The following is a 13,505-nucleotide window of genomic DNA, read 5'->3' on the forward strand; positions in this document are numbered from 1 at the left end:
CCGTGGCTCCCGTTGTTCGTGCCGTCGCCGGTCCGGTGTCCGGCCCGTGCGGTACGGGCGGGTGCCGGACTGGTGCCGGTTTGATCGGATACCCGGCTCAGCCTATGCCGGGACAGACGCGGGGCCGTCGGAGCGGGTTCCGGCGTGGCCCGGTTTGGTGAGCCAGGCCACGCCGGACGCAGGTCGGTGCAGGTCGGTGCAGGTCGCTGCGGGTACGGGACCGGGGCGCGGGGGCCGGGGCGCGGGAGCGCGTTCAGCCGCGGGAGCCGGAGGCCGCGTGCGGCGCCAGGCCTTCGAGCAGCGAGTCGACCATCCGGCGGGCCAGGTCCGGGTCCTCCAGGTCGGAGTCGTCCCAGAGGATGCTGCGGTACAGGATCGGGCCCATCAGCATGTCGCCGAGCAGCTCGACGTCGAGGTCGGACCGCAGCACGCCCTCGTCCATGGCGCGGCGGATCAGGGTGAGCCCCGCCTCCCGGCGCGGCTTGATCACCCGGTCGCGGTACGCGCTGTACAGGTCGGGCAGGCCCTGCATCTGGCCGAGGGCGGCCTTGAGCACCCAGCGGGAGCGCTTGGCGAGGCCGCGCCGGCGCATGTAGTCGATCATCTCGATCAGGTGGTCCCGGGCGGTGCCGTCGGTCGGCGCGGGCATCGGGACTTCCAGCCGGCTGACCACGTCGACCAGCAGGGCCTCCTTGTTGGGCCAGCGCCGGTAGATGGTGGCCTTGCCGACGCCGGCCGCGGCGGCGATGCCCTCGATGGTGAGTTCGGACAGCGCGGTTCCGCCGGCCATCAGGTCCTCGACGGCGGCGAAGATGGCCTGCTCGGCGGCCTCGCTGCGCGGGCGGCCTCGGCGTACGGCGGCGCAGGGCTGTCCGGCCCCGGCGGCCGGGGTGTCCGTCTTCATCCCCGCTGTACTCCCTCGCTGTCCGCGTGGCGCACGGGCGCCGTTCCGTTTCCGATGGTGGTCCGTGGACCGGGCCGGGTGGCGGCCGCCGTCCTGGACCTCGGCCCTGCCGCCCGGGGGTTCACCCGGGTGACAGGGCCATTGTCGCTCAGTGCGGTCGAGGGTCAGGCGTCCGCGGCCACGGCCTTGCGGCTCTGGTCGGGCTGCTCGGCGGCCTTCCCGGCCGGGCCGCCGGGGGCGGCCGACCGGCGCGGCAGCAGGAACCAGGCGATCAGCGCGCCGACCACCGTGATGCCCGCGGAGAGCGAGGCCACCACGTGCATGGCGCTGACGAAGGCGTCGTCGGCCGGGCCGATCAGCGCGGCGCCCTTGGGGCCCATCCGCTCGGCGATGGCCAGGGTGGCCTCCAGCGACTCGCCGGCCTTGCCGCGCAGGTCGTCGGGCAGCTGGTTGAGCGTGTCGGTCATGCCGTCGCGGTAGACGGTGGAGAGCACCGCGCCGAGCACGGCGACGCCGAGCGAGCCGCCGACCTGGCGGAAGGTGTTGTTGACGGCCGAGCCCGCGCCGGCCTTCTCGCGGGGCAGCGAGGCCATGATCGCGACGGTGACCGGCGGCATGACGTGCGCCATGCCGGTGCCCATCAGCAGGCCGAGCACGATCAGCACCCAGATCGGCGTGTCGACGCCCAGCAGGGTGTAGCCGACGAAGCCGACCGCGATCAGCAGCATGCCGACGGCGGCGGTGGCGGCGACGCCGAAGCGGTCGACCACCAGCCGGGCCCGCGGCGCGAACAGCAGCTGGGCGACGGCCAGCGGCAGCATCAGCAGGCCGGCCTGGAGCGCGCTGTAGCCGCGCACGCTCTGGATGTAGAAGACGCCGAAGAAGGAGACGCCCATCAGCGCGAAGAAGACCACGCCGACGACCACGACGGAGGCGCTGAACACCTTGTTGCGGAACCACGTGACGTCCAGCGCGGGGAAGCGGGTGCGGCCCTCGAACCAGACGAAGGCGGCCAGCGCCAGCACGCCGACCAGCGTCGGCACCCAGGCCTCGGCGGCGGTGAAGTCGGCCAGCTCGCCGCCCTTGATGATGCCGTAGATCAGCGCGACCAGGCCGATGATCGACAGCAGCACGCCTATCGGGTCGAGCTTGCCGGGGTTCGGGTCCTTGGACTCGGGCACCAGGACAATCATCGCGATCACCGCGACGATCACGATCGGGACGTTGACCAGGAAGACCGAGCCCCACCAGAAGTGCTCGATCAGCAGGCCGCCGGTGATCGGGCCGATGGCGATGGCCAGGCCGACCGCGCCGGCCCAGATGCCGATCGCCTTGGGCTGCTCGGAGCGCTCGAACACGTTCATGATGATGGCCAGCGTGGCGGGCATCGCGAGCGCGGCGCCGACGCCCATCAGGGCGCGGTAGCCCACGAGTTCACCGGGCGAGGCGGCCAGCGCGGAGAGCAGCGAGGCGATGCCGAAGACCACCATGCCGCCGAGCAGCGCGCGCTTGCGGCCGAAGCGGTCGCCGAGCAGGCCGGAGGTGAAGAGCAGCCCGGCGAACACCAGGGTGTAGGAGTTGATCGACCACTCCAGGTCGCTCTGGCTGGCGCCGAGGCCGACCGGCGCGGGGGTCGCGATGGTCTTCATCGCGACGTTGAGGATCGAGTTGTCGAGGACGACGACGAGCAGGGCGAGCACCAGGGTGCAGAGGATCGCCCAGCGTCGGCGGTGGATGGCTTCCGGCACGCGGGGTGGCGCGGCTGCGGTGGTCATTGGTCTTCCCGTCCGTGGTGGTGTGGCACTGGCGGGCAATTCCGAGCCATGGTCGTCTCGTAACCCCCCGGCACCAGGGTAGCGGCCGTTACGATACGAGACGACTCCGTTTCGTAAAAACGCGGCAAAGCCCGGGGCCGCCCGCGCTCGCCGGTGTGCCGCAGATCGCACCCGACCGCCCGCACGCCCCTTTGCGCGCACGCCGGGGCGTGCAAGCATGGAGGTGATCCGGGGACGCCGCACGGCGCCACGAGACGACAACCCTTCAGGAGTCCGTTCGATGAACGCTTCTTCGCCTTCGCCTGCCCAGAACCAGGCGGCGACCGCCACCCTCTACGGCGGGGTCACCAACCGCCGCATCACCGTCCGCGACCTCGCCACCGCCAAGCAGCGCGGCGAGAAGTGGTCGATGCTCACCGCCTACGACGCCCTCACCGCCGGGGTGTTCGACGAGGCCGGCATCCCCGTCCTGCTGGTCGGCGACTCCGCCGGCAACTGCCACCTCGGCTACGAGACCACCGTGCCGGTGACCATGGATCAGATGGTGATGCTCTCCGCCGCCGTCGTCCGCGGCACCAAGCGCGCGATGATCGTCGCCGACCTGCCGTTCGGCTCCTACCAGGAGTCCCCCGCGCAGGCCATGCGCAACGCGGCCCGGCTGATGAAGGAGGCCGGGGTCGGCGCGGTCAAGCTGGAGGGCGGGGAGCGCAGCGCCCGCTCGATCGAGCTGCTGGTCGAAGCCGGCGTCCCGGTGATGGCGCACATCGGCCTCACCCCGCAGTCCGTGCACGCCTTCGGCGGCTACCCCGTCCAGGGCCGCGGCGACGAGGCGGCGCACCAGCTGCTGCGCGACGCCAAGGCCGTCCAGCAGTCGGGCGCCTTCGCGGTCGTACTGGAGGCGGTGCCGGCCGAGCTGGCCGCCCAGGTCACCGAGCAGCTGACCATCCCGACCGTCGGCATCGGCGGCGGGCCCGACACCGACGCCCAGGTCCTGGTCTGGACCGACATGGCCGGCATGACGGCGGGCCGGGTGCCCAAGTTCGTCAAGCAGTACGCCGACCTGCGGACCGTCCTCGGCGACGCCGCCCGCGCCTTCGCCGAGGATGTCCGCGGCGGCGCCTTCCCGGCGGCGGAGCACAGCTTCCGCTAGGGCGTGAACCGCCGACGGCCCCGCTCCCCCGCCCGGGAGCGGGGCCGCTGCCGTGTGCCCGCTCCCCCGGTGACAGCGGTCTGACAGCGCAGCGCCGGGCCCGCCCCTCTCATGACAGCCCGCTGACAGCCGGGCCGGACAACCTAGGGGCATGACACGAATCGCCACCGCCCCGAACGACCGGGGGACCGCCGCGGGCAACGCCGTCGAGGTCCGCGGCATCGTCAAGCACTACGGCACCACCAAGGCCCTCGACGGGGTCGACCTCACCGTCCGCGAGGGCACCGTGCTCGGCGTGCTCGGCCCCAACGGCGCCGGCAAGACCACCCTGGTCCGGGTCCTCTCCACCCTGATCAAGCCCGACGCCGGCACCGCGTTCGTCGGCGGCTACGACGTCCTGCGCCAGCCCAAGCAGCTGCGCCGCACCATCGGCCTCACCGGGCAGTACGCCTCCGTCGACGAGCTCCTCTCCGGGTACGAGAACCTCTACCTGATCGGCCGGCTGCTCGACCTCCCCAGCCGCGAGGCCAAGGCCCGGGCCGCCGAACTGCTGGAGCGCTTCTCGCTCACCGAGGCCGCCAAGCGGACCGCCAAGACCTACTCCGGCGGCATGCGCCGCCGCCTCGACCTGGCCGCCAGCATGATCGGCCGCCCCAAGGTGCTCTACCTGGACGAACCCACCACCGGCCTCGACCCGCGCACCCGCAACGAGGTCTGGGACGAGGTCCAGCGGATGGTCGCCGAGGGCAGCACCGTGCTGCTCACCACCCAGTACATGGAGGAGGCGGAGCAGCTCGCCGACGAGCTGACCGTCATCGACCGCGGCCGGGTGATCGCCAACGGCGGCGTGGCCGAGCTCAAGGCCAAGGTCGGCGGCCAGACCCTCCAGATCCGCGCCGTCCACCCGGCCGAGCTGCCCGAGATGGCCCGCTGCCTGCACGACCGCGGCATCACCAGCGCCACCGTCTCCACCGACACCGGGCTGCTCGCGGTGCCGATCACCAACGACGAGCAGCTGACCGCCGTCATCGGGGTGCTCGGCGGCCGCGGCTTCGCGATAGCCGGCATCGACACCAAGGTACCCAGCCTCGACGAGGTCTTCCTCGCCATCACCGGCAAGCCCGCCGACACCGCGGACGCCGCCCCCAGCCTCGCCAAGGAGCCCGTCGCATGACCACCGCCACCGTCGCCCCCGCCCGGGTGGAGGACCCCCGGATCGGCCTGTCCGGCACCTTCCGCCACGTCGGCGCACTGACCCGGCGCAACCTGATGCGGATCAAGGCCGACCCGGAGTCGATGTTCGACGCCGTGCTGATGCCGGTCATCTTCACGGTGCTGTTCGTCTACGTCTTCGGCGGCGCCGTCTCCGGCAACCAGGACTCCTACAAGCAGTACATGATCCCCGGCCTGCTCGGGCAGACCGGCCTCACCCTCGCGATGGCCGTCGGCACCGGCCTGAACAGCGACTTCCAAACCGGCGTGATGGACCGCTTCCGGACCCTGCCGATCGGCCGGGCCTCCGTCCTGCTCTCCAAGATGGCCGCCGAGACCTGCCGGGCGCTGCTCTCCTTCGTGATCCTGATCGGCTTCGCGATGTGCATCGGCTTCGAGGTGAAGACCGGTCCGCTGGAGGTCGTGGCCGCGGTCGGCCTGTCGCTGGTGTTCGGCATGTCGATCGTCTGGGTCTCGATGCTGCTGGGCATGGCGCTGCGCAGCGCCCAGGCCGTCCAGGGCGTGGCCATGCTGGTCCTGATGCCGATGCAGTTCGGCAGCTCGATCTTCGCGCCGACCGACACCATGCCGGGCTGGCTCCAGGCCTTCACCAAGGTCAACCCGCTGTCGGCGCTCGCCGACGCCTCCCGCTCCCTGCTCAACGGCCAGGGGCCGCTGGCCCACCCGGTGATGGTCGTGCTGATCTGGTCGGTGGCCACCACCGCGATCTTCGCGCCGCTCGCCGTCGCCCGCTTCCGCAAGCGGACCTGAGAACGGCCGCCGGCCCTCCGCGGGGGAGGGCCGGGGGGCGACCGGCCGGCACCAGGGGACGGGGCCGGCCGGCGGAACGGCTGGCCGGTGACCAGGGACGGACGCCGGTCAGCCGATCCACTCGTACATCCGCTCCCGGACCTGTTCCGGGGTCAGGCCCTCGCCGGCGGCGTGGGCGGCCTCGAACGCGGCGTCGCCCAGCTGGGCCCGCAGGTCGGTCGCCGCCCGGCCGCGCTCGACGCGGTCCAGGTAGCCGCCCTTCGGGCCGTTCAGCACGTGGTGCGCGCCGTGCAGCACGGTGGCCTGCCGGGCCCGCTCCAGGTCGCCGTCGCGCTCGGCGAAGGCGCGCAGCACCCCCACCACCGCGGGGACCACCATGACCGTCATCTGCTCGCCGAAGCCGCTCGTGCGCGACGTCTCGCGCAGCAGCGTCCGCCCCTCGCGCAGCATCGCGAGCCCCTCGTCCGGCCGGCCCGCCCGGGCGGTGATCCAGCCCCGGGTGGTGGTCAGCATCCCGGTCACGATCCCCGGGGCGAAGCTGCCGACGCTGGTCGCCTCCATCCGGTCCAGCTCGGCCAGCGCCTGCGCGTACTCACCGCGCAGCATGTGGACGCCGCAGAGTGTGAGGCCGCCGAACAGCAGCGCGCCGGTGGAGGAGTGGTCCGCGCTGTGGTGATCCAGCCCGGCCAGCGTCTCCCGGATGATCCGCTCGCCGCGCTCCATGTCCTGCTCCAGCAGGGCGGAGCCGAGGTTCACCCGCAGCATCGGCACCTCGTGCGGCGTCCCCAGCTCCTCGGCCAGCTCGATCGCCCGCTCGTACGCGACGGCGGCCGCCTCCGGATCGCCCCGGTTGGCCAGCGACTCGCCCTGGGCGGACAGGGCCTGGGAGACCCCCCAGAGGTTGCCGGCCTGCTCGAACAGTTCCAGGGAGCGCTGGCCGTCCAGGATTCCCTGGTCGGCCCCGCCCGGCCAGTCGTTCAGCATCTTGGCCCGGAGCTGCAGGATGAACGCGAGGTCGTTCGGCCCGCCGTGCTCCTCGCAGCCGCGGACGGCGTCGTCCAGCAGGCTCCTCATCATTTCCAGCCGGCCGGCCAGGAACGCCCCGAACACCCGCATCAGGCCCGGGAACCGGTAGGCCTGCGGCAGCTCCGGGGTGTAGACCTCCAGCAGCTGCTCCGCGACGGCGATCGCCACCGGGTTGCCGAGCACGTCCAGGTTCCCCTCGAACATGCCCATCAGCCGGTACATCGCGAGCAGTCGTCGGGCCTCCTCGACGACCCCTTCGGGCATCGGCAGGCCGTAGGAGAGCACGTCCCGCTCCAGCGGTACGGGCGGCTTCGGGCCGAACGGATCCGGCCCGAGCGCCGCGACGGCGTCGTACCAGCCGCGGGCCTCCATGCTGTAGCCGCGCAGCGACCAGTACCAGCTCATGCCGAGGGTGAGGACCAGCGACTGCTCCTCGTCCCCGAGGTCGATGGCGCGCCTCAGCGCGGCCCGGATGTTGTCCAGCTCGCGCTCCAGCACCGTCAGCCAGTGCAGCTGCTGGGGGCCGTGGATGTTCAGGAAGGCGGTGGCGGCGATGGTACGGAAGTGCGTCAGGTGGCGGGCCCCGGTCGCGTCGCGCTCCTCCTCGGACTCGGCGAGGCGCTCGGTCGCGTACTCGTGGATGGTCTCCAGCATCCGGTAGCGCGGCAGGCTGCCGTCGTCCAGGTCGGCTACCAGCAGGGACTTGTCGACCAGCGACAGCAGCAGGTCGGCGACCTCCCCGCCGACCACCTCGACGCCGTCCGCGCAGATCGCCTCGGCGTCCTCCAGCTGCCAGCCGCCGGCGAACACCGAGAGCCGGCGCAGCACCGCCCGTTCGCGCTTGCCCAGCAGGTCCCAGCTCCAGTCGACCACCGCGCGCAGGGTCTGCTGACGCGGCAGCAGGGTGCGGCTGCCCGCGGTGAGCAGGGCGAACCGGCCGTCCAGGCGGTCGGCGATCTGGCGTGCCGTCATCACCCGCAGCCGGGCGGCGGCGAGTTCGATGGCCAGCGGCAGGCCGTCCAGGCGGCGGCAGATCTCGGCGCAGGCCGCCGGGTCGGTGTCCGGGTCGAAGCCGGGTCGGGCGGCGGTGGCGCGCTCGGTGAGCAGGCGCAGCGCCACCGGGTCGGGCAGCGGCTCGACCGGCAGCACGGTCTCGCCGGGCACGCCGAGCGGCTCCCGGCTGGTGGCGAGCACGGTCAGCTCGGGGCACTCGGTGAGCAGGATGTCGGCGAGGTCGGCGGCGGCCTGGATCAGGTGCTCGCAGTTGTCCAGGACGAGCAGCATCCGGCGGTGGCCGCAGTGTTCGACCAGCCGGCGCACCGGGTCCTCGGCGCGCTTCTCGATCACCTCGGCGACCATGCCGCCGCTGTGCAGCACGATCTCGCGCAGGCCGAGCGCGGAGACCACGGCGGCGGGCACCGCGTCCGGGGTCTCCAGCGGGGCGAGTTCGGCCACCCAGACGCCGTCCGGCCAGTGCCCGGCGGACTGCTCGGCGCGGCCGGCCTCGATCGAGAGCCTGGTCTTGCCGGAGCCGCCGGGGCCGGTCAGGGTGACCATCCGGCGCTCCGTCAACGTCCCGCGCAGTGCGGCGAGATCGCTCTCCCGGCCGACGAAGCTGGTCAGCCGGCCGCGCAGGTTGCCGCCGACGCGCGGGGGTTGGGGCGCCCCGGACCGCCCGGCGGCCGGCGGGGTCGGCGGGGTCGGTATGGACTCCGGAGCGGGCGTGGTCGGCGCGGCGGCGGGCGCCGGTTCGACCTCGGCCGGGGTCAGCAACGTGGCGTACAGGGACTGGAGTTGGCGCCCCGGGTCGACGCCGAGCTCCTCGGCGAGGGCGCGCCTGGTCCGCTCGTAGTGGCGCAGCGCCTCGGCGGTGCGACCGCTCTCGTGCAGCGCCCGGATCATCAGCTGCTGCAACGGCTCGTCCAGCGGCTGCCGTTCGCAGAGCTCGGTGAGCTCGGCGACCAGTTCGGCGGCCCGGCCGAGCCCGAGCTCGGCGGTGATCCGGTGGCGGCGGGCCTCCTCGCGCTGGGTCTCCAGCCGGGCGGCCGGGCCGCCGCGGTCCGGCAGGTCGGCCAGGGCGGGGCCGCGCCACAGCGCCAGGGCGGCGCGCAGCCGCTCGGCGGCGAGCGCGTGGTCCCCGGTGTCGAGGGCGCGGCGGCCTTCGGCGCCGAGCCGCTGGAACTCGGCGAGGTCGGTGGCCGGGTCGGTCAGCCAGTACCCGGCCGGGCCGGAGCCGATCTCGTCCCGGCCGACGGTCCGGCGCAGCCGGCCGACCAGGGTCTGGAGCGCGGCGGAGGAGTCCTGGGGCGGCTCGGCCTCCCACACCTCGTCCACCAGCAGGTCGGCGGGCACCGGACGGCCCTGCCGGAGGGCGAGCGCGGTGAGCAGTGCCCGCAGCCGGGCGCCGCCTAGCGGCACCGGGGTGCCGTCGTCGTGGTGGGCCGTCGTGGTCCCGAGGATGCCGTAGTACACCGGTCCATTCTGGTCGATGGGCGGCGATCGGGGCGCACAATTGTCCAGGGGCCCCTCACCGGCGGCGGAACCCGGACGGGGCCCTCGGACGTTCACCCGGGACGGCTTGTCCGGTCACCGGCCCGCCCGGCATGATCGATCCCCTGCCCGCTTTTCCTCGGACACCCGGAGCACCCACACCATGACCTTCGCCGCCACGCAGCGCTCACGCAGCGAGGACCGCCGGATCAGCCCGGTGTTCTGGGTGCTCCTCGCCGTCCTCGCCACCTCCGGCTGGGCGGTGTACTCGGGCTACGGGAACGCCGCGTTCGGGGTGTTCCTGTTCGTGGTGGCGGGCTGGATGGTCTCGCTGTGCCTGCACGAGTACGCGCACGCGCGCACCGCCCTGCACGGTGGCGACATCAGCGTCGGCGCCAAGGGCTACCTCACGCTCAACCCGCTGAAGTACACCAACGTGCTGCTCAGCTTCGTGCTGCCGATCGTGTTCGTGATCCTGGGCGGCATCGGCCTGCCCGGCGGCTCGGTCTGGATCGAGCGGGACCGGATCCGGGGCCGGCTCAAGCACAGCCTGATCTCGGCGGCCGGGCCGCTGGTGAACGTGGCGTGCGCGGCCCTGCTGCTGATCCCGATCGGCGCCGGCTGGCTGGACGACCCGACGGTGCACGCGGTCTGGAACGGCTACGAGCTGAACGTCTCGCCGTTCGCGGGCGCGCTCGGCTTCCTCGGCCTGCTCCAGCTCAGCGCCGCCCTGCTGAACCTGCTGCCGGTGCCCGGGCTGGACGGCTACGGGATCGTCGAGCCCTGGCTGTCGTACAAGACCCGGCGCGCGGTCGAGCCGTTCGCGCCGTACGGGCTGCTGGCCGTGTTCGCGCTGCTGTGGCAGCCCTCGGTGAACTCGTTCTTCTTCGGGGTCATCCACGACCTGATGAGCCTGTTCGGCGTGGACCAGGACTACGCGACGCTCGGCCGGTACCTGTTCAGCTTCTGGAAGAACTAGCCGACTAGCCCTGCTCGGCTGCCGCGGCGGCGGCCGTGGCCTCGGCGATCTTCGCGCGGCGGCGGTTCATCCAGAGCACGTTGCTCGCCACACCGGCCATCGGGAGCCAGATCAGGCCCAGCCAGAAGCCCTGGGTCAGCGAGACCACGGCGGCCGCCAGCGCGAGGACGACGACGATCAGGGCGAAGAGGGACGTGCGGGGCATGGCGGGAGGCTCCTAGGGCCGGGTGCGGTCGGCCGGGTTGCGGCCGCACCCATTGTCGCCGACCTCACCTCCGGAGCTGGTCCAGGGGTGAGGCCGACACGGCTCCACCGGATCTCAGACGTCCGTCACCCGCAGGCCCGCGTGGGCCTTGTAGCGGCGGTTGACCGAGATCAGGTTGGCCACCAGCGACTCCACCTGGTGCGCGTTGCGCAGCCGGCCCGCGAAGATCCCCCGCATGCCGGGGATCCGGCCGGCCAGCGCCTGCACGATGTCGGTGGCGGCCCGCTCCTCGCCGAGCACCATGACGTCGGTGTCGATCTGCTCCACCGACTCGTCCTGGAGCAGCACCGCCGAGAGGTGGTGGAAGGCGGCGGTGACCCGGGAGTCCGGCAGCAGCGCGGCGGCCTGCTGGGCGGCGCTGCCCTCCTCCGGCTTCAGCGCGTACGCACCCTGCTTGTCGAAGCCGAGCGGGTTGACGCAGTCGACCACGATCTTGCCGGCCAGTTCCTCGCGCAGCGCGGTCAGGGTCGAGGCGTGCCCGTCCCAGGGCACCGCGACGATCACCACGTCGCTCTCCCGGGCGGTGGTGGCGTTGTCGGCGCCACGCACGCCGAGGCCCAGCTCGGCGGCGGAGGCCTCGGCCCGGGCCGCGTCGCGCGAGCCGATGATCACCTGCTGGCCGGCCTTGGCCAGTCGCAGGGCCAGGCCGCGCCCCTGGTCGCCGGTGCCGCCGAGGACACCGACCACCAGCTGTGAGACGTCCGGCAGTTCGTGGGCCGGGTTTGTCGCTGAATCGAGGGAAGTCATGGGCCGATCCTGTCAAACCCCCGGCCGGACGCGACATTCTGGGCCGCATGGACGCGGTGAGAGTTTCGGCACTCCGGCAGCACCTGGCGGGCACCGGCTGGCTGGAGGCGGTCGGCGGCTTCGCCGGGTCGCTGCGGCGCTCGGTGTCGCGGCGCGGGGCCGGCGGACTGCTGCTGATCGGCACCGAGGCGTACGAGCCCTGGCATCTGGCCGCGCACCTGGCCGACGAGGCCGCCTGGTCGGCCGTCCCCCGACTGGCGCCCACCCTGCTGCGGCACGCTCCGCCGGTCGGCGCCCCGGCGCACCTCGCGCACGGCCTGAGTCGGCTCACCGGGGCCGGGCGCGGCGCCACCGTCCTGGTGGTGGCGCCGGAGACGGCCGGCGCGCCGCTGCTGGAACGGGTGCAGGACGCCCGCCGGCACGGCGCGACCGTGCTCGCGCTGGACGGCGCCGCCCCCGCCGAGCCGGGCGACCTCGGCGGGCTCGCGCACGAGCGGCTCGCCGTCGGCACCGCCGACGAGGAGCCCTTCGACCTCGCCCAGCACCTGGTCAGCGCCGCCGCCGGGCGGCCCCCGGCCCGCCGCGCCGCGCTGGACCGGCTCGCCGAACTCGCCGGCCGGCTGACCGCACCGCCCGCGATCAGCCGCTGGTAGCCCGGGCCCGACCCGGCCGTTGTCAGCGAGGTGTCGGGCTGACGGTCGTGTGTCGGGCTGAAAAACCCTTTGCGAACCCGGCGGCCCGCGTTCGAGGATGCTGGTTCGTGAACGACGACGAACCCCCGCATCCCCCCGGCACCTCCGGACGGTTGCGCACGCTGCTGCGCTCGCTCGCGCCCGACCTCTCGCCCTGGCGCGCCTCCCGCGACTTCCGCTTCCTCTGGCTCTCCGGCTGCGTCACCAGCTTCGGCAGCTACCTGACCTACGTCGCCGTGCCGATGCAGATCAAGGAGCTGACCGGCTCCTCCTTCGCGGTCGGCCTGATCGGCGCCTTCGAGCTCGTCCCGCTGATCGTCTTCGGCCTGTGGGGCGGCGCCCTCGCCGACGCCCTGGACCGCCGGAAGCTGGTGCTGCGGGCCGAGGCCGGGCTGGGCCTGCTCGCCGGCCTGCTGCTGCTCAACGCGCTGCTGCCGTCCCCGCTGCTCTGGCCGATCTACCTGGTCGCCGCGCTGGTCGCGGCCTGCGACGGGTTGCAGCGCCCGGCCCTGGACTCGCTCACCCCGCGGATCGTCCCGCACCAGCACCTGACCGCCGCGTTCGCGCTCAACTCCCTGTACCGCAACGCCGCTTCGGTGGCCGGTCCGGCGCTGGCCGGCGTCGTGGTGGCGTTCTCCGGGGTGGGGACGGCGTACGCGCTGGACGTGCTCACCTTCGCCGCATCGCTGCTGCTGCTCGTCCGGATCCGGGCGGTGCCGCCGGCCACCGGCGCCGAGCGGCCGTCGGTGCGGGCGGTGCTCACCGGCGTCCGGTACGCGTGGAGCCGCAAGGACCTGCTCGGCACCTACACGATCGACCTCTGCGCGATGCTGTTCGCCTTCCCGGTGGCCGTCTTCCCCTTCCTGGCCTCCGAGTTGGGCGCGGACTGGGCGCTCGGCCCGATGTACGCGGCCTCCGCGGCCGGCGCCCTGCTGGTCGGGGCGACCAGCGGCTGGACGTCCCGGATCCACCGGCACGGCCGGCTGCTGGTGGTCGCCGCCGTCGGCTGGGGCGCGGCCATGGCCCTGGCCGGCCTGTCCGGGAGCATCTGGCTGGTGCTGCTCGGCCTGGCGCTGGCCGGCGGCGCCGACGAGATCAGCGGGCTGGCCCGCTCGACCATGTGGAACCAGTCCATCCCGGACGAGGTGCGCGGCCGGATGGCCGGCGTCGAACTGCTCAGCTACTCCGTCGGCCCCCAGCTCGGCCAGGTCCGGGCCGGCACCATGGCCGGGCTGGTCGGCGTCCGCGCCGCCGTCTGGAGCGGCGGCCTGATCTGCGTCGTCGCCGTCCTCGCGGTGGCCGCCGCGCTGCCCAAGCTGCTCGCCTACGACGACCGCACCGACCCGCACACCGCCGCCGTCCGCGCCGGGCACGAGCGCGCGGAGCGCGAGCGGGAGCAGCAGCGGGAGCGGGAGGCCGCCGCGGCGACGGACTGACGGCGGCCGGCCGGCCGGCGGCGACGGCTTGACGGCAGAAGCCGTCCGCCGGACGCCG

11 protein-coding genes are annotated in these 13,505 nt (G+C 73.6%); 6 read left to right on the forward strand and 5 right to left on the reverse strand.

Going from position 1 to position 13,505, the window contains the following annotated elements; genetic code table 11:
* Nucleotides 1-253: 253 nt before the first annotated feature.
* A complete protein-coding gene (locus tag AB0P03_RS10930) occupies nucleotides 254-904 on the reverse strand; it encodes a TetR/AcrR family transcriptional regulator (protein WP_363580872.1) in 651 nt (216 codons plus the stop codon).
* Between the two features lie 164 nt (nucleotides 905-1,068).
* A complete protein-coding gene (locus tag AB0P03_RS10935; protein WP_363580870.1) occupies nucleotides 1,069-2,679 on the reverse strand; it encodes an MFS transporter in 1,611 nt (536 codons plus the stop codon).
* Nucleotides 2,680-2,959: 280 nt separating this feature from the next.
* Between AB0P03_RS10935 and panB the strand changes: the two genes are divergently transcribed.
* From panB to AB0P03_RS10950, 3 genes are all read left to right on the forward strand, one after another.
* Nucleotides 2,960-3,829, forward strand: a complete 870-nt coding sequence (gene panB / locus AB0P03_RS10940) for a 3-methyl-2-oxobutanoate hydroxymethyltransferase (RefSeq protein ID WP_363580868.1) — start codon at nucleotides 2,960-2,962, stop codon at nucleotides 3,827-3,829.
* Between the two features lie 151 nt (nucleotides 3,830-3,980).
* Entirely contained in the window at nucleotides 3,981-5,003 is a 1,023-nt protein-coding gene (locus AB0P03_RS10945; protein WP_363580866.1) for an ATP-binding cassette domain-containing protein, read from the forward strand.
* Nucleotides 5,000-5,812 carry an ABC transporter permease gene (locus AB0P03_RS10950; protein WP_363622325.1) on the forward strand — a complete coding sequence of 271 codons (813 nt, stop codon included), beginning with the start codon at nucleotides 5,000-5,002 and terminating at the stop codon, nucleotides 5,810-5,812. The genes AB0P03_RS10945 and AB0P03_RS10950 overlap by 4 nt, the downstream gene beginning before the upstream one ends.
* A gap of 108 nt (nucleotides 5,813-5,920) precedes the next feature.
* Here AB0P03_RS10950 and AB0P03_RS10955 read toward each other — a convergent pair whose 3' ends face one another.
* Nucleotides 5,921-9,310: a BTAD domain-containing putative transcriptional regulator gene (locus AB0P03_RS10955; protein WP_363628546.1), complete on the reverse strand. Its 3,390-nt coding sequence runs from the start codon at nucleotides 9,308-9,310 to the stop codon at nucleotides 5,921-5,923.
* A gap of 181 nt (nucleotides 9,311-9,491) precedes the next feature.
* Here AB0P03_RS10955 and AB0P03_RS10960 point away from each other — a divergent pair, with 181 nt between their 5' ends.
* Nucleotides 9,492-10,307, forward strand: a complete 816-nt coding sequence (locus tag AB0P03_RS10960; RefSeq protein ID WP_363628548.1) for a site-2 protease family protein — start codon at nucleotides 9,492-9,494, stop codon at nucleotides 10,305-10,307.
* Nucleotides 10,308-10,311: 4 nt separating this feature from the next.
* On the opposite strand, the gene AB0P03_RS10965 is transcribed toward AB0P03_RS10960, so the two are convergent.
* Nucleotides 10,312-10,512 (reverse strand): hypothetical protein, encoded by a 201-nt coding sequence (locus tag AB0P03_RS10965; protein WP_363372195.1) that lies wholly within the window; start codon nucleotides 10,510-10,512, stop codon nucleotides 10,312-10,314.
* A 114-nt stretch (nucleotides 10,513-10,626) separates the two neighbouring features.
* Nucleotides 10,627-11,319 carry an NADPH-dependent F420 reductase gene (gene npdG, locus AB0P03_RS10970; protein ID WP_363628550.1) on the reverse strand — a complete coding sequence of 231 codons (693 nt, stop codon included), beginning with the start codon at nucleotides 11,317-11,319 and terminating at the stop codon, nucleotides 10,627-10,629.
* 47 nt (nucleotides 11,320-11,366) lie between these two features.
* On the opposite strand from npdG, the gene AB0P03_RS10975 reads away from it, so the two are divergent.
* Together AB0P03_RS10975 and AB0P03_RS10980 are read left to right on the forward strand one after the other, a co-directional pair.
* A complete protein-coding gene (locus tag AB0P03_RS10975) occupies nucleotides 11,367-11,972 on the forward strand; it encodes a hypothetical protein (RefSeq protein WP_363628552.1) in 606 nt (201 codons plus the stop codon).
* A gap of 107 nt (nucleotides 11,973-12,079) precedes the next feature.
* On the forward strand, nucleotides 12,080-13,447 hold the full coding sequence (locus AB0P03_RS10980; protein WP_363580855.1) for an MFS transporter: 1,368 nt from the start codon (nucleotides 12,080-12,082) through the stop codon (nucleotides 13,445-13,447).
* Nucleotides 13,448-13,505: the final 58 nt, after the last annotated feature.

It is taken from the genome of Kitasatospora sp. NPDC088779, assembly GCF_040685395.1.
Taxonomy (GTDB): Bacteria; Actinomycetota; Actinomycetes; order Streptomycetales; family Streptomycetaceae; genus Kitasatospora.

Bases quoted from the DNA above. Each gene is read 5' to 3' on its own strand.
- AB0P03_RS10930 (WP_363580872.1), bottom strand. From the start codon at position 904: ATGAAGACGGACACCCCGGCCGCCGGGGCCGGACAGCCCTGCGCCGCC.
- AB0P03_RS10935 (WP_363580870.1), bottom strand. From the start codon at position 2,679: ATGACCACCGCAGCCGCGCCACCCCGCGTGCCGGAAGCCATCCACCGC.
- panB (WP_363580868.1), top strand. From the start codon at position 2,960: ATGAACGCTTCTTCGCCTTCGCCTGCCCAGAACCAGGCGGCGACCGCC.
- AB0P03_RS10945 (WP_363580866.1), top strand. From the start codon at position 3,981: ATGACACGAATCGCCACCGCCCCGAACGACCGGGGGACCGCCGCGGGC.
- AB0P03_RS10950 (WP_363622325.1), top strand. From the start codon at position 5,000: ATGACCACCGCCACCGTCGCCCCCGCCCGGGTGGAGGACCCCCGGATC.
- AB0P03_RS10960 (WP_363628548.1), top strand. From the start codon at position 9,492: ATGACCTTCGCCGCCACGCAGCGCTCACGCAGCGAGGACCGCCGGATC.
- AB0P03_RS10965 (WP_363372195.1), bottom strand. From the start codon at position 10,512: ATGCCCCGCACGTCCCTCTTCGCCCTGATCGTCGTCGTCCTCGCGCTG.
- npdG (WP_363628550.1), bottom strand. From the start codon at position 11,319: ATGACTTCCCTCGATTCAGCGACAAACCCGGCCCACGAACTGCCGGAC.
- AB0P03_RS10975 (WP_363628552.1), top strand. From the start codon at position 11,367: ATGGACGCGGTGAGAGTTTCGGCACTCCGGCAGCACCTGGCGGGCACC.